We start from the raw sequence: 19,881 nt of genomic DNA, 5'->3' as shown, positions 1-19,881 counted from the left end.
GCCACCAGGGTAGAACCGATCACCGACAAGTGTCGCGGAGCGGCTGCTATGACGCCGTCTGGCACCTTGGCCACACCGGCCACAGCGGTACCTGTCCGAGAGGATAAAGCGAATCCGAAAAGCGCTAGCACCTGCGCTAGCGGGTTCGAGAGTCACCTATTGATACCCCGGGAGGCCAACCCGCGTCGGCTATCCGGCCGGCCGGGTCCATGTCCGGGTGACCGGATCGCACTGCAGCAGGTAGCCATCGCTGGACGTGCTCATGGCGAACACCGAGGTGTTCGGCCGGTCGCACGAGCTGCCTGCGGCGTGCACGCCCATCGTGATCGGCGCTTTGGCCCAGCTGCTCGCCTCGCAGACGATCTGCTCGTTGTTGGTCGGGTCGTAGGCCAGCTTGCCGATGTCGCTGCACAGCCCGCCCAGCACCGGTGGGGTCGGGGCGGCCGCGGTCGAGGTGTTGATGACCTGGGTGGGGTCACCCAGCGTCACCTTCGCGGGCGCATCACCGGTCCGGGTGGCCACCACCGGCACCCGCACCACCGCCCCCTGGCCGCCGCACTCGTTGCTGAGCACGGTCTCCGTCTCGGTGCCGCGCAGGGTTCCGTCGGCTTGCGGTGCCAGCGACCAGGCGATGGTTTCCTGCTGAGTTGCGCGCACCTGCCCATTGGGCTGAGTGCAGCCCACCCGCTGCTGGGTGGGGGCGCCCTGCCAGTAACCACTCACGAAGCGCAGCGTGTCGGTCTGGCCGCCATCGGTGGTATTGGCCACCTGGTGGGTGGCATCGTCCAGTTGGGTGCCGGTGGCCGCACATCCGTTGGTGGTGCACACCGACCGGAATGCCCACCAGCCGGTGGCCGCCCCGCCGTGCCGAATGGAAACGCCGTTGGTGGTGCGCTTGGTCTGGTCGTAGTTCAGTTTGTAGGTCCCGTTGAGCACCGGTCCGCCCGCGGTGGGTGCGGCGCTGGGTGCAGGGACGGATGGTTTCGACGCGAGCGCGGGATTACTCGGCGGCGTCTCGGGCTGAAACGAGTAGAGGATCGACCAGGTCGCCGCGACGGCGATGAGCACCGCGCACAGCAGCGCGGTCGCCCAACGCGTTTTCGACGAAAACCGGTGGCTCAGACCGGCAATGACGCCACCGGGCCCGTGTCGGCGGTGCGGTGCCGACACGGCGGTACCAAGCTGGGCGCCGCGGCCGACGTCGGAGACGCCGTCGAACGACTCGCTGACCGCGGCCGCAAACGCGCGGCACCGATCGAACCTGTCCTCGGGCTGTTTGGCGAGGGCCTTGCAGAACACCTCGTCGAGCTCCGCGAGATCGGGGCGGAAATCGCTGAGCCGCGGCGGGTCCTCGTGCAGGTGCTGGCTGATCACCGCGATGGGGTTGGAATGCTGGAACGGCGGCGCACCGGTAAGCAGATGGAAAGCCGTTGCGGCCAAGGCGTATTGGTCCGCCCGCCCGTCGATAGGCGAACCCGTCAGCTGCTCGGGCGCGGCATACGCCACCGTTCCCACCGCGACGTTCGTCTCGGTGATGCCGCTGATGTCACCAAGGTGACGCGCGACACCGAAGTCCGCCAACAGGATTCGGCGCTCCCCCTCTTCGGGATGGGTGACCAGGATGTTGGCGGGCTTGACGTCACGGTGCAGCAGGCCACGATCGTGGGCATAGTCCAGAGCGCCCGCCACCGCCTGCACGATGGCGCACACCTCGTGGATCGGCATGCCCTCGGCGTAGCTCTCTTTGACCAGCCGCGAGGCGTCGGTGCCCTCGACATAGTCCATCGAAATCCACAGATGCCCATTGAATTCGCCGCGGTCGTGCACACCGACGATGTGCGGGTGCCACAGCGTCGCGGCCAGATCGGCCTCCCGGTTGAACCTTTCGCGAAACTCGGGATCGGCGGTCACCGCCTCGGCCAGCACCTTGATCACATCGCGGCGGGGCAGCCGGGGATGCAGCGCCAGATAGACCTCGGCCATGCCGCCGGCACCCAGCTGCCGCAATATCGTGTAGCCGGCGAACGCCGCGCCGTTGCCGATCGCAAGGCGCGACCCACTGGAATCGTTGTGTTGTTGCGCCACCGCGGGTTCCACGTGTGGGGCCGAATCGACCGGAGGTATCCGGCGGAACAGCTGCCCGATCGGCATGGCGGGCAACGACTGAAAGCCCGCACGCAACGCCTCCCGCGCTTGCCGCGGGTTGCTCAGTAATCGTCGCCCGGCGCCGATGCGCCGGGTAGTTCCCTTGTGCTCGTCCATCAATGCCTTGCCCCCTCGTGTTCCGGCACCACCCAGGTGTCGCCGCACCGTGATGCGGATTGCAGCACCATGGGCATGCGCATCGCGATTGGGCCCTCTACCCCGTCTCGCTGTCTGCCCAGCACCACGCCGTGCTCGGCACGCGGACACAATCGAAGATCGCACCCCTTTCGAACGAATAATGCCGCACACCAGTAGGCGATTCGTCTCAGCAGGCTATGAAAGAGCTATGAGTGGGCGGCTTGACACAAAGCGAAGTCACAGGCGGGTCCAATAGTGGGCACTGGCAACGCGGGCCGATACTTGAGTAGTGACTCGACCCGCCCCGCCCATCCTGACAATTCGGCATGACGGGTCCCAACGATCCTTCGCCGCCGGCCAGGAGGTGGTCGTCGGGCGCGACGTACAGGCCGATGTGCGCATCGCCGATCCGCGGATCTCGCGCGCGCATCTGATCCTGCGGTTCGACCAAGGCCGTTGGCTGGCAATCGACAACGGCTCGCTGAACGGGACCTACCTGAACGGCTACCGGATGCCGGTCGTCGATGTCCACGACGGTCAGAGCATTCATCTCGGAAACCCGCAAGGACCGCGCTTGACGTTCGCAATCGGTCCGCAGCAGGGTCATGCCGGCCATCCGCCCCGAACCAGGCCAAGTCACGATTCCGGACCGCCGACGCTGGCCTGGTCCGCGCTTGCTGAGCAAACAAGTCCGACGCACCAGCCGAGGCCTGCGCAGGGCCGGCCCGGCGGCCAGGGCAGAAGCCCGGCCCGTGGCGGTCCGCAGGGCGCGCCATCGCGCCCGGTGCCGCCCCGGCAGCCGGCGAGACCGCCGAATGCACCGCCGCGACAGCCGGCGGTGCCGCCGCGCGTGCCACCCATGCCGGCGCCGCGGGGCACACCGCCCGAGGAGCTGACCGTCATCGACCCGGGCTCACCGGCAAGGCTGCAGGTCACACCGCCCGGTGCGAGTGACACCGCTGCGCCGCCACCCGCCTCCGCCACGCCCGCAGCGGAATTCACGGTGATCGACACCAAGACGGCCGACGTGTCCAACCTGGCGACCCGTTTTGTGAAGTTGCTCTCGCCGCGCGCGTCGTCGGCCGCCGGCACGGCCGGCGCCATGACCATCGGCCGCGCCGCCGAGAACGACATCGTCGTCTCCGATGTCTTGGCGTCACGCCAGCACGCGACGTTGGTACCCACCCAGCTGGGCACCGAGATCCGGGACACCAGTGTCAACGGCACGTTCGTCAACGGCACTCGGGTCGGATCGGCGATCCTGTCCGAAGACGACGTGGTCACCATCGGCAACGTCGACCTATTATTCCGCGACGGCACCCTGACCGAATACAGCGACGCCGCCAGCCGCACCGGCGGTCTCGAGGTACGCAACGTCAAGTACGTCGTCGACAACGGCAAGCAGTTGCTGGACGACATCTCGCTGATCGCGCGTCCCGGAACGTTGACGGCGGTGATCGGCGGATCGGGTGCCGGAAAAAGCACCCTGGCCCGCCTCATCGCCGGCTACACCACCCCGACATCGGGTTCAGTCACGTTCGAGGGCCACAACATCCACGCGGAGTATGCGTCGCTGCGCAGCAGGATCGGCATCGTCCCGCAAGACGACGTGGTGCATCGCCAGCTGACCATCAATCAGGCGCTGGGGTACGCCGCCGAGCTGCGACTACCACCCGACACCAGCAAAGCGGACCGCGCCAAGGTGGTCGCTCAGGTGCTCGAGGAACTCGATTTGACCAAGCACGCCGACACCCGAGTCGACAAACTGTCCGGCGGACAACGCAAACGCGCGTCGGTGGCACTCGAACTGCTGACCGGGCCGTCGCTGTTGATCCTCGACGAACCGACCTCGGGTTTGGATCCCGCGCTGGATCTGCAGGTCATGACGATGTTGCGCCAGTTGGCCGATGCCGGTCGGGTGGTGCTGGTGGTGACGCACTCACTGTCCTACCTGGATGTGTGCGACCAGGTCCTGCTGATGGCGCCCGGCGGCAAGACGGCCTACTGTGGCTCGCCCGACCAGATCGGTGGAGCGATGGGCACCACCAACTGGGCGAAGATCTTCACCCAGGTCGGCGCGGATCCCGAAGAAGCCAACCGCCGCTTCCTGGAACAGAACGAGGCTCAGAAGCGGCCGCAGAAGTACCTGCCGGACAAGACCGACGAGCCGAGCAGCCTGGGCGAACCGGTCCACACCAGCGTCCGGCGGCAAATCTCGACAATCGCCCGCCGGCAGGTCCGGCTGGTCATCGCCGACCGCGCCTACTTCGTCTTTCTGGCGCTGCTGCCGTTCATCCTGGGCTCACTGTCCCTGACGGTTCCGGGCAGCAACGGATTTCATGTTCCCGGGCCCAATGCGGGGACACCCGACGAAGCCGCGCAGATACTGGCCCTGCTGATGCCGGCCGCGGCATTCATGGGCACCGCCTTGACAATTCGCGACTTGGTCGGCGAACGCGCCATCTTCCAGCGTGAGCAAGCGGTTGGACTGTCCACCAGCGCCTACCTGGTGGCCAAGAGCGCGGTGTTCTGCGGGTTCGCGATATTGCAGTCCGCAATCGTCACGGCGATCGTGGTGATCGGCAAGGGCACCCCGACGCGCGGCGCGGTTCTGTTCGGCCACTCGACCGTCGGCGCGACCCTCGAACTGTTCGCCACTGTGGCGGCGACGTGTGTGGCGTCCGCCATTCTGGGGTTGGCTATTTCGTCGCTGGTCCGCTCCAGTGAGCAGATCATGCCGCTGTTCGTGGTGGCGGTGATGGCCCAACTGGTGCTGTGTGGCGGTATGGTCCCGGTGACCGGCCGGCTCGGTTTGAACCAGCTGTCGTGGGCGATGCCGGCCCGCTGGGGCTACGCCGCGGCAGCATCGACGGTGGATTTGCGCCACGTGGTGCCCGATTCGCTGCTGTCCCAAGATCGTTTCTGGCAGCACACGTCGAAGATCTGGTTGCTCGACATGGGCATGCTGGCCGCATTGTCGCTGTTCTACGCAGGCTTCGTGCGCTGGAAGATCCGGCTACGCCGGTAACCAATCGGCGAGTGGACCGGTAGGGTGAGACCATCCATCCACCGAAGCACGAGACGTTCGACCTTCAAGCGCGCACCAACACCGATCCAAAGGGCATCGTGCGGGCCGTCGACGAGTACGCGGTGCACCCGTGGGGGCTCTACATTGCCCGCCCCACTCCCGGCCGCGTCCAGTTCCATTACCTCGAATCGTGGCTGCTGCCGTCATTGGGCTTGCGCGCCACGGTCTTTCACTTCAACCCCGGGCATGAACGCGACCATGACTACTACCTGGATGTCGGCGAATACCGACCCGGTGCCACGGTGTGGCATTCCGAAGACCACTACCTGGACATCGAGGTACGCACCGGCGCCCGAGTCGAGCTCACCGATGTCGACGAGCTGTTGGATGCGGTCCGCCACGGCCTGTTGACACCCGAGACCGCCGAGCAGGCGGTACTGCGCGCCGTCGCCGCCGTCGATGGCTTGGCCTGCAACGGCTATGACCTGGCGCGGTGGCTGGCGCACCACGGCATGGCGCTGACCTGGCGCTCACGTTAGCGGTTACCTCGATCCACTGGCGGGTATGCCCGGTGCATGCCGATGACGGGGTTTGCCGGCCTGCCCGCGATAGTGCGCGACACGCTGCACGACGAACCAGTACCCGACTGGCACGCCCCCGCTCTGGCCACCCTGACCGACAAACGGTTTTCCGACCCGCAATGGATCTTCGAGCGCAAATTCGACGGCATGCGCTGTCTGGCGTTTCGCGACGGCCAGCGGGTACGGCTGCTGTCGCGAAATCGCCAGCCGCTCAACGGAACCTACCCCGAGCTGGTGGACGCACTCAGCGCCCAGCACACCACTCGCTTCGTCATCGACGGCGAGGTGGTGGCGTTCGAGGGGCGCCGCACCAGCTTCGCCCGCTTACAGGGCCGGCTCGGCATCACCGACCCCGAGGTGGCCCGCGCTTCGCCGGTGCGCATCTTCTACTACGTCTTCGACGTGCTGCACCTCGATGGCAAGTCAACTGTCGACGCGCCACTGATGTGGCGGAAAAAGTTGCTACGCAACGCAATCGAGTTCGGTGGCCCGCTGCGGTTTGCCCCGCACCGGGTCGAGGACGGCATCGGCGCCTACCGGGCCGCGTGTGAGCGCGGCGACGAAGGCGTAATTGCCAAGCGGGCCGACTCGACCTACGACAGCGGCCGCTCGAAGAACTGGCTGAAGTTCAAATGCGTGCGCGATCAGGAGTTCGTGGTCGGTGGCTACACCAGCCCCAAGGGCAGCCGGGTCGAGTTGGGCGCGTTGCTGCTGGGTTATTACGACGGCCGCGACCTGGTTTATGCCGGCAAGGTGGGTACCGGTTTCGACGATGCCACGCTGCACCGCTTACACGAGCGGTTGTCGCCTCTGGTTCGGGACGAATCGCCGTTCTCGCGTGGACTGCTGCGCGAGAACGGCGCACACTGGGTGCGCCCGGAAATGGTGGTGCAGATCGGATTCAGCGAGTGGACCCGCGACGGCAGGTTGCGCCACCCGCGCTACCTCGGCATCCGCACCGACAAGGAACCCGCCGACGTGGTACGGGAGACACGCTGATGGCCCGCATCGATGTGGAGATCACCCACCCCGACCGGGTCCTGTTCCCCGCCGATGGAATTACCAAGGCCGATGTGGTCAGGTACTACGCCGACGTGGCCGACGCCATGCTGCCGCATTTGCGCGGTCGGGCGCTCAACGTGCAGCGGTTCCCCCGCGGAATCGCTCAAACCGGGTTCATCCAGCAGGATTACGCCGATGCGCTACCGCCCTGGATGGGCCGCGTCGCGGTGGCCAAAGAGGGTGGCACCGTGGTGCATGCGGTGGCCGACCGCCCGGAGGCGTTGCGGTGGCTCGCCAACCAGAACGCCATCACGCTGCACGCGTGGCAGTCACGACAGGACCATCTCGATAAACCGGACCGGCTGGTGTTCGACCTCGACCCGTCCGACGGCGACTTCGCAGTGATACGAGCGGCCGCGCACGCGACGGCCGGGGTGCTCCGCGACCTCGGCCTGGCGCACTACCTGCAGACCACCGGATCACGCGGGCTACACGTCGTGGTGCCGCTGCGGGTCGACACCGACTTCGACAACGCGCGCCAATTCGCCCGGGATGTCGCCGAAGTGGTGGTTGCCGACGATCCCACCCACCGCACTGTGGAAGCGCGCAAGGAGAAGCGCGACGGGCGACTCTATCTCGACGTCATGCGAAACGCGTACGCCCAGACGGCGGTGGCGCCATATTCGGTGCGGGCCCGGGCGGGCGCCCCGGTCGCGACGCCACTGGAGTGGGAGGAACTGGACGACCGGCGGTTACGCGCCGATCGGTTCACCATCCGCGATATCCCCAAACGTCTTGCCGGACAATCTGATCCGTGGGCCACCATGTCTCGTCATGCGCGCTCGCTGACCGGTCCGATAAAGCGGCTGGCGACACTTCGTGCCTGAACTCCCCGACGTGGAAGGGTTCCGGCGAGAGCTGGCGAACACATTGCCACGACGCCGGATTCAGCATGTGCGGGTCCACGACCCGGGAATCCTGCGCAACACCTCCGCCGCCGCGCTCGCCCGGCAGCTGGCCGGTCACCGCTTCAGCACCCCGCGCCGACACGGCAAATGGCTGATATTGCCCACCGACGGTCCGGCGCTGGTCATCCACAGCGGCATGACCGGACATCCGTACTTCGCCGCCGCCGGCACCGAGCCGGAAAAGTATGAGCGGCTGGTGGTGTCGCTCGACCACGGTGAACTGCGCTACGCCGACCTGCGCAAGCTGCGTGGGGTGTGGCTGGCCGGCGACGAGGACGACCTCGCGCACATCACCGGCCCGCAGGGGCCCGACGCGCTGGGCCTTGGCCTGCGGGACTTTCGCACCGCCCTCACCGGGCGGAAGGGTCGGCTGAAGACGACGCTGATGGACCAATCCGTGATCGCCGGACTCGGCAACCTGCTGGCCGACGAAATCTGCTGGCAAGCCAGGTTACCGCCCACCCGTTCGGTCGCGGAGTTGGACGATGATGACCTGACGGACCTGCATCAGGCGATGACGCGGGTACTGCGCACCGCGGTGCGCCATGGCCGGGTGCCTGCCCTGCCACGCTGGCTCACCGGGGCGCGCGACGAGCCCGACCCGCACTGCCCGCGCTGTGGCACCCGCCTTCAACATGGCCGGATCGGCGGCCGGACGTCGTTCTGGTGTCCGCACTGCCAGCCGTAGCCCCTAACAGCCTGGAGAAGCCGACGACGTTGGGCGTAATCTCAGCTGCTATGAACTTCCATGGCAGCAGGTGGATTCCGGTCGCCGCGGTGACGGTCATCGCCGCCGGCGCCCCGCTTTATCCGGCAACGGCACGGGCGGATCTGCACAACATCACGTATCGGGCCAGGATCGACGCGCTGACGACCGGCAGCCAGGCCACATTCCTCATCAACGGCGGGCAGACCAATACGACCGGACTGCCTTCGATGCCCGGCAACGTATTCGAAGCCCACACCGTGCTGCCCGACCCAGCGCAAGCGGGCCTGCGGGTGGTGCTTCATTTCCCGTATGCGGCCAACGTGCACTGCGAAATCGACGCCGACGACAACGTTTTCGTCCAATCCGACCAGATGGTCAGACCGGTGGCCGGAAGCGCCGATCCGATGAACGGGGCGCTGCAGTGCGGCGCGCCCTTGCCCTAGGGCTTCCAGCCCGTCGAGTCGGCCCACTCCCAGGCCCGCCGGTAGGCGTCCAGCAACCACGGCTCTTTGGCCTCGACATAAGCCGCGGCGTCTGCGCCGCAGCCCTTTTCGGCGGCTTGCTTGACACTCAGATAGTCGGCGCGGGCGTCGGGATCGGCCGTCAGCCAGTCCACGAACAGCAGGGCGAACTGCTGATTGGGCCAGCCGTCCACTCGGATATGCACGTTGGTGGGCCGGCCGGGATCCGCTGAGGCGTGAATCCGCTTGGACCACAGCGCCGAATCATTCTCCTGGTCGTAACGGCTCAGCGTACTGCGGGCGTCGTCCTTGGCGACATCTTCGCAGATGTGCTCGATGCGCGGGTAACCGGCGGCCAACAACGGTTCGACGAGTTCGTCTGCGACGGCTAGGGATTCGACGGTGATCTGAATGTCGATGACGTCGCGCGCCGGGAAGTCCGGCACCGCGGTCGAGCCGATGTGATCGACGCGTAGCGCCCGGTGGCCGCAGCTGGTTTTCAGGCGGTTCAGGATTCGTTGCGCCTGGTCCGCCCAACTCCGGTCGGGCGGCACCAACCGGGCCGGCGCCCGGGCGATCTGACGCGCGCTCAGGTTGTGCGCGAACGGCACGATGCGGTTATGCCACAGGTCCTCAGCCCGCTGTACCAGCTCCGCCGGGCTGCCCGAGTTGTCCAGCCAGATGTCGGCGACCGCGCGGCGCTGGTCGTCGCTGGCCTGGGCGGCGATCCGGGCGCGGGCATCTTCCTCGGGCATGCCGCGTTGGTCGACGAGCCGCCGCAGTCGCACCTCGGCATCGGCGTACACGATGATGACGAGCGGGAACAGCGGCGCCATCCCCGACTCCACCAGCAGCGGAATGTCCTCGACCACAACGGAATCCTCGGACACCGAGGCGATGATCTCCGAACGGCGATTGCCCACCAGCGGGTGGACAATCCCGTTCAGCGTCTTGCGTGCCCCGTCATCGCGAAAAGCCTTGGCCGCCAACGCGGGCCGATCCAGCGATCCGTCTGGAAGCAGGATGTCGCTTCCGAACGCCTCGACCAGCGCGGCCAGACCCTCGGTTCCCGGCTGGACCACCTCGCGTGCGATGACGTCGCCGTCGACGATGACGGCGCCGTACCCCTCGAACGTGGACGACAGCGCCGACTTGCCGGCGCCAATGCCACCGGTCAACCCGATGCGCAACATCGCGTGGTCAGAAGATCACGCGTTGCCGGCGAGTTTCTCCCGCAGAGCGGCCAATTGGGCATCGCTGGCCAGCGATCCGCCCGCCTTTTCCGGAGGAGCACCGTTACCCGGCGACTGCTCGGCGTGCCCGGCAGCCTCGGCAGCGGCGAACTTCTCCATCTGCGCGGTGTGCATCTTGTGCCGGCGCTCGGCCTCGGCGTACCGGGCCTCCCACTCGGCGCGCTGCTTCTCGAATCCTTCGAGCCATTCGTTGGTCTCGGCGTCGAAGCCCTCGGGGAAGATGTAGTTACCCTGCTCGTCGTAGCTGTCGGCCATGCCGTACTTCGCCGGGTCGAACTCCTCGGTGTAGTCCTCGTTGGCCTGCTTGAGCGACAACGAGATCCGGCGCCGCTCCAGGTCGATGTCGATGACCTTGACCATCGCATCGTCGCCGACGGCAACCACCTGGTCGGGGACCTCGACGTGGCGCTCGGCCAGCTCGGAGATGTGCACCAGACCTTCGATGCCCTCCTCGACCCGCACGAACGCACCGAACGGAACCAGCTTGGTGACCTTGCCGGGCACGATCTGGCCGATGGCGTGGGTGCGGGCGAAGTGACGCCACGGGTCTTCCTGAGTTGCCTTCAGCGACAACGAAACCCGCTCGCGGTCCATGTCGACATCGAGCACCTCGACGGTTACCTCGTCGCCGACCTGAACCACCTCGGACGGGTGGTCGATGTGCTTCCAGGACAGCTCGGAAACGTGCACCAGACCGTCCACACCGCCGAGGTCGACGAATGCACCGAAGTTGACGATGGAAGAGACCACACCCTTGCGGATGGCGCCCTTCTGCAGCTGGTTGAGGAACTCGCTGCGCACCTCGGACTGGGTCTGCTCCAGCCAGGCGCGGCGGCTCAGCACCACGTTGTTGCGGTTCTTGTCCAGCTCGATGATCTTGGCTTCGATCTCCTTGCCGATGTACGGCTGCAGATCGCGCACCCGGCGCATCTCGACCAGCGATGCGGGCAGGAAGCCGCGCAACCCGATGTCGAGGATCAGGCCACCCTTGACCACCTCGATGACGGTGCCCTTGACGGCCTCGTCCTTCTCTTTGAGCGCCTCGATGGTGCCCCAGGCGCGCTCGTACTGCGCGCGCTTCTTGGACAGAATGAGACGGCCCTCTTTGTCCTCCTTGGTGAGGACCAGGGCTTCGACCTCATCACCGACGGTAACGACCTCATTGGGGTCGACATCGTGCTTGATGGAGAGCTCGCGGGCGGGGATGACGCCCTCGGTCTTGTAGCCGATATCGAGGAGCACCTCGTCCCGGTCCACTTTGACGATCGTGCCTTCGACGATGTCGCCATCGTTGAAGTACTTGATCGTTTTGTCTATTGCGGCGAGAAAATCCTCGCTCGAGCCAATGTCGTTGACGGCTACTTGCGGCGAGGTGACGGCGGGACTCGGCATATTGTTGGGTTGCTCCGGACAGGTTGGGTCGTAGGGACAATTCTGGATTTACCTGTCGAGGCTACTCGACTGGGCACACGCTGGCCAAACCAGTGCGGTCGGCCATTTGCGGCTGGGCGGCACGAACTGCGGTTTCAGCGTGGGTCCCTCCGCCGGCTACGCCGCGGATCAGCGGTTTCGCCTTGGTGGACAACGATGTTTGACCAGGTCAAGCGCGCGTGACGAACGCGTCAAATTCGGTCGGCGAAATCCATCGCGTGCGTATTGCTCCTGGCGGAAATAAAAGATTTCTCCCGGCTTCATCAACTGTTCGCTGTCAATGCGTCTCAGCGTGCCCAACGCCTCCGCGCTAGTGCGCGGCGGCGTCCCATGAGCGGCCGTAACCCACCGACACCTCCAGCGGGACGTCGAGCGGGTAGGCGCCGCCCATTTTGTCGCGTACCAGCGCTTCCAGCCGGTCTCGCTCGCCGGGCGCGACCTCGAACAGCAACTCGTCATGCACCTGCAGCAGCATGCGAGAGGAAAGGCCGGCATCTTTGATCGCCTTGTCGACTTCGAGCATCGCCACCTTGATGATGTCGGCCGCGCTGCCCTGAATGGGTGCGTTGAGCGCCGCCCGCTCGGCGGCCTCGCGGACCTGACGGTTGCTGCTGTCGAGTTCGGGAAGATAGCGCCGGCGGCCGAAAACCGTCGACGTGTAGCCGTCCTTGCGGGCTTGTTCCACTACGTCCATCAGGTAGTCGCGTACCCCGCCGAACCGGGCGAAGTATTGCTCCATCTGGTCTTTGGCTTCTTCGGTGGAAATCTTGAGCTGCGCGGACAGTCCGTAGGCGCTCAATCCGTAGGCCAGTCCGTAGGACATCGCCTTGACCCGGCGGCGCAGCTCGGCGGTGACCTCCTCGATCGGCACGCCGAATGCCCGTGAGGCGACGAACGAGTGCAGGTCTTCCCCGGTGTTGAACGCCTCGATCAGGCCTTCGTCCTTGGACAGGTGGGCCATGATCCGCATCTCGATCTGGCTGTAGTCGGCCGTCATCAGCTCGCTGTAACCGTCGCCGACGACGAACCCGTCGCGGATCCGACGGCCCGCCTCGGTGCGGATCGGAATGTTCTGCAGATTCGGCTCGGTCGATGACAATCTGCCTGTCGCCGCGATGGTTTGGTTGAACGTGGTGTGGATGCGCCCGTCGGAGGCCACCGAGTTCAGCAACCCGTCGACGGTGACTTTGAGCCGGGTGGCGTCGCGGTGGGCCAGCAGATGCTGCAGGAACGGGTGGCCGGTCTTGTCGAAGAGCGACTGCAGAGCATCCGCATCCGTGGTGTACCCGGTCTTGGTGCGCTTGGTCTTCGGCATCTCCAATTCGTCGAAGAGCACCGCCTGCAACTGTTTTGGCGAGCCCAGATTGATCTGTTTGCCGATCACCGCGTAGGCCGCTTCGGCCGCGTCACGGATCTGGTGGGCGAAATCGCTCTGCAACTCGCTGAGCAAGTCCAAATCGACTGCGATACCGGCGTTTTCCATTCCGGCCAGCACCGCCTGCACCGGCAGCTCCAAGCCGCTCAACAACGAGGTGGAGTTGATACGGGCCAACTCCTCGTCGAGTGCGTCGGCCAGATCCAGCACCGCCACCGCACGCAGGATCAGCGTCTGCACCGCCTGATCGTCGGTGCCCTCGGTGTCGTCGAGTAGCGAAAGCTGTTGCTGTTCAGGGTTTTCCGCGCGCAGCTCGCGGCGCAGGTAGCGCAGCGAAAGATCGTCGAGTGAGAAGCTGCGCTGCCCCGGGCGCACCAGGTAGGCCGCCAGCGCGGTATCGGAGGTGACGCCGGCCAGCGTCCAGCCACGTCCGGCGAGGTCGTGCATCGCCAGCTTGGCTTCGTGCAGCGCCTTGGGCGGGCCGGGGTCGGCCAGCCAAGACGCCAGCGCCGCTTCGTCTTCGGGATCGAGCGTCGCGGTGTCGATGTAGCGGCCCTCGCCGTCGGCGGAGACGATGGCCAGCGCGGTGGCGTCGGCGTCGTAGGCCAGGTGGGTTCCGACGACGGCCAGGCCGAACCGCTTGCCCGAGCTGTGCTCGGCCAGCCACACCGCCAATTCGCCGGGTTCCAGCGCGCGGCCGCGCACGTCGAAGCCCTCGTCGACCTCGGGCTCCACGGCGGCCAGTGTTTCGAACAACCGGTCCCGCAGCACCCGGAACTCCAGATCGTCGAAGAGCCGGTGAATCTGGTCGCGGTCCCACGGCTGCAGGCGCAGGGTGTCCGGAGTCTGGGCCAGCGGAACGTCTTTGATCAGATCGGTGAGCTCGCGGTTGCGGATGACGCTGGCCAGATGTTCACGCAGCGCGTCGCCCACCTTGCCGCGCACCGAGTCGACGTTGTCGACCAGCGCCTGCAGCGATCCGTATTCACCGATCCACTTGGAGGCGGTCTTCTCCCCCACGCCGGGGATGCCGGGCAGGTTGTCGCTGGGGTCGCCGCGCAGGGCGGCGAAGTCGGGGTATTGCTTGGGGGTCAGCCCGTATTTCTCGACGACGGCATCCGGGGTGAAGCGGGTCAACTCGCTGACCCCCTTGCGCGGGTACAGCACCGTCACGTTCTCGCTGACCAACTGCAATGAGTCGCGGTCGCCGGTGACCACCAGCACCCGGTAACCCTCGTTCTCGGCCTGGGTGGCCAGGGTCGCGATCAGGTCGTCGGCCTCGAACCCCGGCTCGGCGAGCACCGTGATGCCCAATGCCGCCAGGACTTCCTTGGTGATGTCGATCTGGCCGTGGAACTCGTCGGGCGTCGCCGACCGATTGGCCTTGTACTCCGGGTAGCGCTCGGAGCGGAAGGTCTGCCGCGACACGTCGAATGCCGCGGCGATGTGGGTCGGCGCCTCGTCGCGCAGCAAGTTGATCAGCATGGCGGTGAAGCCGTAGACCGCGTTGGTGGTCAGCCCGCCGCGGGTTTTGAAGTTCTCGGCGGGCAGCGCATAGAACGCCCGAAACGCCAGTGAATTGCCGTCCAGCAGCATGAGCGTCGGGGTGGTTTGATCCTCGCCGGCCTTGGTAGCGGTTTTCATCGCGGGCACGGTCTCACTCTAGGCATCCGGTGTGACGAGCTACGCGCCCCAACCGTGCCGGCGGCAGAACTGCAACACGTTTCAGTTTTGGGTCGGGGCTGGGTAGTCTGGCCGAGTGCCAGAGGTCACCAGTCAACAACCCGCGATCGATGGATGGTTCGCCACCGACGACGCCGGAAATTCCCATCTGATCGGCAGTAAATGCCCCGAGTGCGGCACCTATGTCTTCCCGCCGCGGGAGAACAACTGCCCCAACCCGGCCTGCGCCAGCGACGCCCTAGAGTCCGTCGCGTTGTCGACGCGGGGAACGCTGTGGAGCTACACCGAAAACCGGTATCCGCCACCGCCGCCGTATCCGGCGCCCGATCCGTTCGAGCCGTTCGCCATCGCCGCCGTGGAGTTGGCCGACGAAGGCCTGATCGTGCTGGGCAAGGTGGTCGAGGGCACGCTGGCGGCGGATCTGAAGGTCGGCATGGCGATGGAGCTGACCACGATGCCGCTGTTCACCGACGACGACGGCGTGCAGCGCCTGGTGCACGCCTGGAAGGTGGCGTCATGAGCGCTCCGGAACCGCTGTACATTCTCGGCGCCGGGATGCACCCCTGGGGCAAGTGGGGTCGCGACTTCACCGAATACGGTGTGGTCGCCGCGCGCGCCGCACTGGCCGAAGCCGGCCTGGACTGGCAACAGATCCAGCTGGTCGCCGGCGCCGACACCATCCGCAACGGCTACCCGGGCTTCATCGCCGGGTCGACCTTCGCGCAGAAACTCGGCTGGAATGGCGTGCCGGTCAGCTCCAGCTATGCCGCGTGCGCCAGTGGCTCCCAGGCGTTGCAGAGCGCCAGGGCCCAAATCCTTGCCGGCTTCTGCGATGTCGCCCTGGTGATCGGCGCCGATACCACGCCTAAGGGTGCCTTCGCCCCGGTCGGCGGAGAGCGTAAGAACGACCCCGACTGGCAGCGCTTCCATCTCATCGGCGCGATGAACCCGGTGTACTTCGCATTGCTCGCGCGCCGCCGGATGGACCTCTACGGAGCGACGTCGGAAGACTTCGCCCAAGTGAAGGTGAAGAATTCGCGGCACGGCCTGCAAAACCCGAATGCCCGCTACCGTAAGGAAGCATCAGCCGACGATGTGTTCGCCAGTCCGGTGGTGGCAGATCCGTTGCGGCAGCTCGACATCTGCGCCACCTCGGACGGCGCGGCGGCGCTGATCGTGGCCAGTGCCGATTTCGCGCGCAAGCACCTGGGCTCGCTCGACGGCGTTCCGTCGGTGCGCGCGGTCAGCACCGTCACTCCGCGCTACCCGCAGCATCTGCCCGAATTACCGGACATCGCAACGGATTCCACCGCTGCCGTGGCTGCCCCGGAACGGGTGTTCAAAGATCAGATTCTCGATGCCGCCTACGCCGAGGCCGGCATCGGACCCGAGGATGTGAGCCTGGCCGAGGTCTACGACCTGTCCACCGCGCTGGAGCTCGACTGGTACGAGCACCTGGGCCTGTGCCCCAAAGGCGAAGCCGAGCAGCTGCTGCGCAGCGGCGCCACCACCATCGGCGGCCGGGTTCCGGTCAACCCGTCGGGTGGCCTGGCGTGCTTCGGTGAGGCTATTCCCGCCCAGGCGATCGCTCAGGTTTGCGAGCTGACCTGGCAGCTGCGCGGTCAGGCCACCGGCCGGCAGGTGGAGAACGCCACTGTCGGTGTCACCGCCAATCAAGGCCTGTTCGGCCACGGCTCATCGGTGATCGTGGCCCGTTAAGGCGTCAGCCAACCCTCGACCTGGAGCTAGGTGTCTTTGGACGGGTCCAGGGTTTCCAGGACGACTTCGGCGACCCGCTTCATCGTGGTCCTGCGGTCCATGGCGGCCCGCTGAATCCACTTGAAGGCCTCCGGCTCGGTCATGCCCTGTTCACTTTGCAGCAGCCCTTTCGCGCGCTCCACGAGCTTGCGCGTCTCCAGCCGGTCGGACAGCGAGGCCACCTCGCGTTCCAGCTCGGCGATCTCACTGAAACGACTGACGGCCAGTTCGATAGCCGGGATGAGGTCGCTGATGGTGAACGGCTTCACCAGATAGGCCATCGCGCCGGCGTCCCGCGCCCGTTCCACCAGGTCGCGCTGGCTGAACGCGGTCAACACCACGATCGGGGCGATGCGTTTGCTGGCGATCTCCGAGGCTGCATCGATGCCGTCGCGGCGCGGCATCTTCACATCCATGATCACCAGATCCGGCTGATGGCGCTCGGCCAACTCGACGGCTTCCTGTCCGTCGCCGGCCTCGCCGACGATCTGGTAACCCTCCTCTCGGAGCATCTCGGCGAGATCCATTCGGATGAGCGCTTCGTCTTCAGCGATCAGGACCCGGCGCGGCACAGCGGCGTCGGTGTCGGTCGTGGGGCCTGTCATGACGCATATTGTGTCGTGCACGCCTCAGACCAGCGACCTCGGGGGCGGTGAGACAGCTGAGCACTCCTGATCCTCTATGGTGGGAGGCCTGCCTCTTAAGGTAAGAGGCCGCACGCCCTCGTATCCCAACTGGCAGAGGAAACGGATTCAAAACCCGTACAGTGTGAGTTCGAATCTCACCGAGGGCACCAGAACACTGGCAAGTCCAGCGGATACACTTCGTTGATGCACCGACTGCCGAGCCGGCGAATACCGGCCAATGGCATGAATTCGCTGCTTTAAATCCGCACAATTGCGACCGATTGTCTCATTTCAGATGAGCACAGCGGATACGCGATGAATTCATCGCTGTTTCCTCGCAGCCGCGGCGCACAACACAGAACTACTACCAGCAACGTCTGCCATCGCGGTGCCGAAGCTCCATCGAACCGCAGAGGACCAGCACGAAATCTCGCCGTGGGCGCCAATCGACAGGGGCCCAGGCGATTCAGTCGCCGAATGACCGAGTGACGCAGACCTGGCCCGAGGCCGATACCTCAGGCGGGGCGGTGTAGTTACCGATGGAATCGCCCGCTACCCGCAGTAGCCAACTCGGGTCACCACAGGCCGCGCCGCAGCCATCCATCAGCATCGCAGCAAATGCCAAAATTAATACAAAAACGATTCTCCTGAGACCCGCCATCAGGCACCCCTTAGTCGAGGCGAACACGTGTCAAGCAGAGCAGACGTACAGTGCGAAACAACCAACAATGACTCGTAAACCCGATAACAAGATGGTTATCAGATCCGGGAAACTTACGAGGGCGAAAACGGCAATACTGACGCAAAAATCAACGAGATTCAATACTCGGCGCTTACCGGCGCGCCGTGGCCGCTAGGAAAGGTGGGGCCCACCGATAGCCAGACGGCTCATCAAAGCGTCGGGACTGTGTGGTCGCTGTGGCGACCGGTGGCGAACAATGCCGCAGTAGCGGCGCCGGCAGTACCGGCTTTCTAGCACCGCAGTGTGAACTGTTAGCGTGCGGTACGCGTATGGTGAGGAGGCTCGGTGCGGTCCATTCTCAAAAGATTGCTATCGGGTCTGCTTGACCCTGTCGTATTCGGCTTGTTGGTGTTTTCGGCAGCCGGCACTCTCAATTACTGGCAGGCATGGGTTTTTCTGGCGGTCCCTTTCTTTACGACGTCGATTCCGGGCATCTACCTGTTGCGCAAGAATCCCGTTGTCTTTCAACGGCGGACGCGTGGCGGACCCACAGCGGAGACCCGAAGTGCACAGAAGGTCATTATTGTCGGCTGGTACCTGACGGTCGCTGCAACGGTCGCGCTCAGCGGCCTTGACCATCGCTTTGGCTGGTCGGCCGTGCCAACCGCAATCTGCGTGGTCGGCGACGTTCTGGTAGTCGTCGGACTGACCGTGGTGATGCTGGTGGCCGTTCAGAACAGCTACGCCGCGACAACAGTCCAGGTGGAGGAAGGCCAGACGCTGAGCTCCACCGGTCTGTATGGCCTGGTGCGGCACCCCATGTACAGCGGCAACATGATCATTGTGGTTGGCATCCCCCTTGCGCTCGGTTCCTACTGGGGACTCGTCTTCCTCATACCCGGTGTGATCATGCTGGCCCTGCGCATCCGCGACGAAGAAGAGCTTCTGCGAAAAGAATTGGATGGATACGGCGCGTATACGCAGATGGTTCGCTATCGCCTGGTGCCACATATGTGGTAACCGGCGATCGCCGGCTTATAGCGGGGATTTCTCCTTGCCGACGCGCCTGCCCGCCTGCTGACAAAGGCCTCGAATCGACGGGGCATCGAACAGATTAGAGACCGAGAGGTCGATATCCAAGGCTGCGTTGATCGCGGCGATCGCCCGCATCGCCGAAATTGAATCGCCGCCCAGGTCGAAAAACGACTCGTCGATTCCGACATGGTCTATTCCCAGCACTTGGGCGTAGATCTCGGTGAGGAGATCCTCGACTATGGTTCCCGCGACGCCATGCGCCTCGCTGGCGTGGTGGTGAGGCGGTGCCGACACCGCCGTGGTCGCCGCCCGTATCAATGACCGCACGCTGCCGTCAGACAGGTCCATGGATGACACGGGCTGGGTGGGATCGGTGGTCATCGCCACCAATACCTGGTTGAACCATTCGATGAGGGTGTCGATGCCGGCCGCGTCGAACACGTCGGTGCGGAATTGAACTAGAAGTTGCAACTCGCGACCCGGCCCGGCCTGCATCGTCAGCGGGTAGTGATAGTAGTCGCGAGTGGTGAATTCGGTTATGGCCCACTGGTGGTCGGCCGCGACCGTGGCCGGATCGGTGGGGTAGTTCTCATAGACCAAGACCGTGTCGAACAGCGGGGCATGACCGGTGATGCGGTGCACGTCGGTCAGCGGCAGGTGTTGGTGCTCAAGGGTTTTGGTGTGGGCGTGTTGGAGTTGGTCGAGTAGCTCGGCGGTGGTGGTTGCCGGTGTGATCTGCGCCCGCACCGGCACGGTGTTGATCAGCAGGCCCACCATCGACTCAACGCCGGGCACCTCGGCGCCCCGCCCGGAGACCACCGCGCCGAAGACGACATCATGCTGACCGGTCAGCGAGGTCAGCAGCAACGCCCAGGCGCCCTGCAGCACGGTGCTGACCGTGGTGTGCTGCGAGCGGGCCAGTTCGCTGACGGCGCGGTGGTCTCCGGGCGGGGCGCCGAGGTGCCCGGCGTTGAGTCGATGGTGGGCCTGCTGATCAACACCGTGC

15 protein-coding genes and 1 tRNA gene are annotated in these 19,881 nt (G+C 65.5%); 10 read left to right on the top strand and 6 right to left on the bottom strand.

Annotated features, from left to right (window positions below; genetic code table 11):
* Positions 1 to 189 precede the first annotated feature (189 nt).
* On the bottom strand, positions 190 to 2,262 hold the full coding sequence (locus A5625_RS21735; protein ID WP_066998800.1) for a serine/threonine-protein kinase: 2,073 nt from the start codon (positions 2,260 to 2,262) through the stop codon (positions 190 to 192).
* Between the two features lie 310 nt (positions 2,263 to 2,572).
* Here A5625_RS21735 and A5625_RS21730 point away from each other — a divergent pair, with 310 nt between their 5' ends.
* From A5625_RS21730 to A5625_RS21705, 6 genes are all read left to right on the top strand, one after another.
* Positions 2,573 to 5,311, top strand: a complete 2,739-nt coding sequence (locus A5625_RS21730; protein WP_197516182.1) for an FHA domain-containing protein — start codon at positions 2,573 to 2,575, stop codon at positions 5,309 to 5,311.
* A 98-nt stretch (positions 5,312 to 5,409) separates the two neighbouring features.
* Entirely contained in the window at positions 5,410 to 5,850 is a 441-nt protein-coding gene (locus tag A5625_RS21725; RefSeq protein WP_066998794.1) for a DUF402 domain-containing protein, read from the top strand.
* Positions 5,851 to 5,892: 42 nt separating this feature from the next.
* A complete protein-coding gene (gene ligD, locus A5625_RS21720) occupies positions 5,893 to 6,891 on the top strand; it encodes a non-homologous end-joining DNA ligase (RefSeq protein ID WP_066998886.1) in 999 nt (332 codons plus the stop codon).
* Positions 6,891 to 7,781, top strand: coding sequence for a non-homologous end-joining DNA ligase (gene ligD, locus A5625_RS21715; RefSeq protein ID WP_066998790.1), 891 nt, complete (start codon positions 6,891 to 6,893; stop codon positions 7,779 to 7,781). Before ligD (A5625_RS21720) ends, ligD (A5625_RS21715) begins: the two co-directional genes overlap by 1 nt.
* Positions 7,774 to 8,550: an Fpg/Nei family DNA glycosylase gene (locus tag A5625_RS21710; RefSeq protein ID WP_066998788.1), complete on the top strand. Its 777-nt coding sequence runs from the start codon at positions 7,774 to 7,776 to the stop codon at positions 8,548 to 8,550. Before ligD (A5625_RS21715) ends, A5625_RS21710 begins: the two co-directional genes overlap by 8 nt.
* Before the next feature lie 50 nt (positions 8,551 to 8,600).
* Complete coding sequence (locus A5625_RS21705) at positions 8,601 to 9,014, top strand: hypothetical protein (RefSeq protein WP_066998785.1); 414 nt, start codon at positions 8,601 to 8,603, stop codon at positions 9,012 to 9,014.
* Here the strand turns inward: A5625_RS21705 and coaE are convergent.
* From coaE to polA, 3 genes are all read right to left on the bottom strand, one after another.
* Positions 9,011 to 10,225, bottom strand: coding sequence for a dephospho-CoA kinase (gene coaE, locus A5625_RS21700; RefSeq protein ID WP_066998782.1), 1,215 nt, complete (start codon positions 10,223 to 10,225; stop codon positions 9,011 to 9,013). The two genes, A5625_RS21705 and coaE, sit on opposite strands and share 4 nt — an antisense overlap.
* 15 nt (positions 10,226 to 10,240) lie before the next feature.
* Positions 10,241 to 11,677, bottom strand: coding sequence for a 30S ribosomal protein S1 (gene rpsA / locus A5625_RS21695; RefSeq protein WP_066998779.1), 1,437 nt, complete (start codon positions 11,675 to 11,677; stop codon positions 10,241 to 10,243).
* Between the two features lie 349 nt (positions 11,678 to 12,026).
* A complete protein-coding gene (gene polA, locus A5625_RS21690) occupies positions 12,027 to 14,735 on the bottom strand; it encodes a DNA polymerase I (protein ID WP_066998775.1) in 2,709 nt (902 codons plus the stop codon).
* A gap of 115 nt (positions 14,736 to 14,850) precedes the next feature.
* Here polA and A5625_RS21685 point away from each other — a divergent pair, with 115 nt between their 5' ends.
* Both A5625_RS21685 and A5625_RS21680 read left to right on the top strand, forming a co-directional pair.
* Complete coding sequence (locus A5625_RS21685) at positions 14,851 to 15,294, top strand: Zn-ribbon domain-containing OB-fold protein (protein WP_066998772.1); 444 nt, start codon at positions 14,851 to 14,853, stop codon at positions 15,292 to 15,294.
* Positions 15,291 to 16,493 carry a lipid-transfer protein gene (locus A5625_RS21680; protein ID WP_066998769.1) on the top strand — a complete coding sequence of 401 codons (1,203 nt, stop codon included), beginning with the start codon at positions 15,291 to 15,293 and terminating at the stop codon, positions 16,491 to 16,493. The genes A5625_RS21685 and A5625_RS21680 overlap by 4 nt, the downstream gene beginning before the upstream one ends.
* 26 nt (positions 16,494 to 16,519) lie before the next feature.
* Here the strand turns inward: A5625_RS21680 and A5625_RS21675 are convergent, their stop codons facing one another.
* Positions 16,520 to 17,137 (bottom strand): ANTAR domain-containing response regulator, encoded by a 618-nt coding sequence (locus tag A5625_RS21675; protein ID WP_066998766.1) that lies wholly within the window; start codon positions 17,135 to 17,137, stop codon positions 16,520 to 16,522.
* Positions 17,138 to 17,251: 114 nt separating this feature from the next.
* Between A5625_RS21675 and A5625_RS21670 the strand changes: the two genes are divergently transcribed.
* Positions 17,252 to 17,328: transfer RNA gene (locus A5625_RS21670), tRNA-Leu, on the top strand.
* A gap of 857 nt (positions 17,329 to 18,185) precedes the next feature.
* Positions 18,186 to 18,860, top strand: coding sequence for an isoprenylcysteine carboxylmethyltransferase family protein (locus A5625_RS21665; protein WP_066998763.1), 675 nt, complete (start codon positions 18,186 to 18,188; stop codon positions 18,858 to 18,860).
* A gap of 15 nt (positions 18,861 to 18,875) precedes the next feature.
* Here A5625_RS21665 and A5625_RS21660 read toward each other — a convergent pair.
* Positions 18,876 to 19,881 (bottom strand): condensation domain-containing protein (locus tag A5625_RS21660; RefSeq protein ID WP_232003783.1); only part of this gene is annotated, 1,006 nt, incomplete at its 5' end.

It is taken from the genome of Mycobacterium sp. 1465703.0, from assembly GCF_001672975.1.
Classification (GTDB): domain Bacteria; phylum Actinomycetota; class Actinomycetes; order Mycobacteriales; family Mycobacteriaceae; genus Mycobacterium.
Note: the sequence above shows the minus strand (reverse complement) of the source record. Positions and strands in the feature narration are given on the sequence as shown.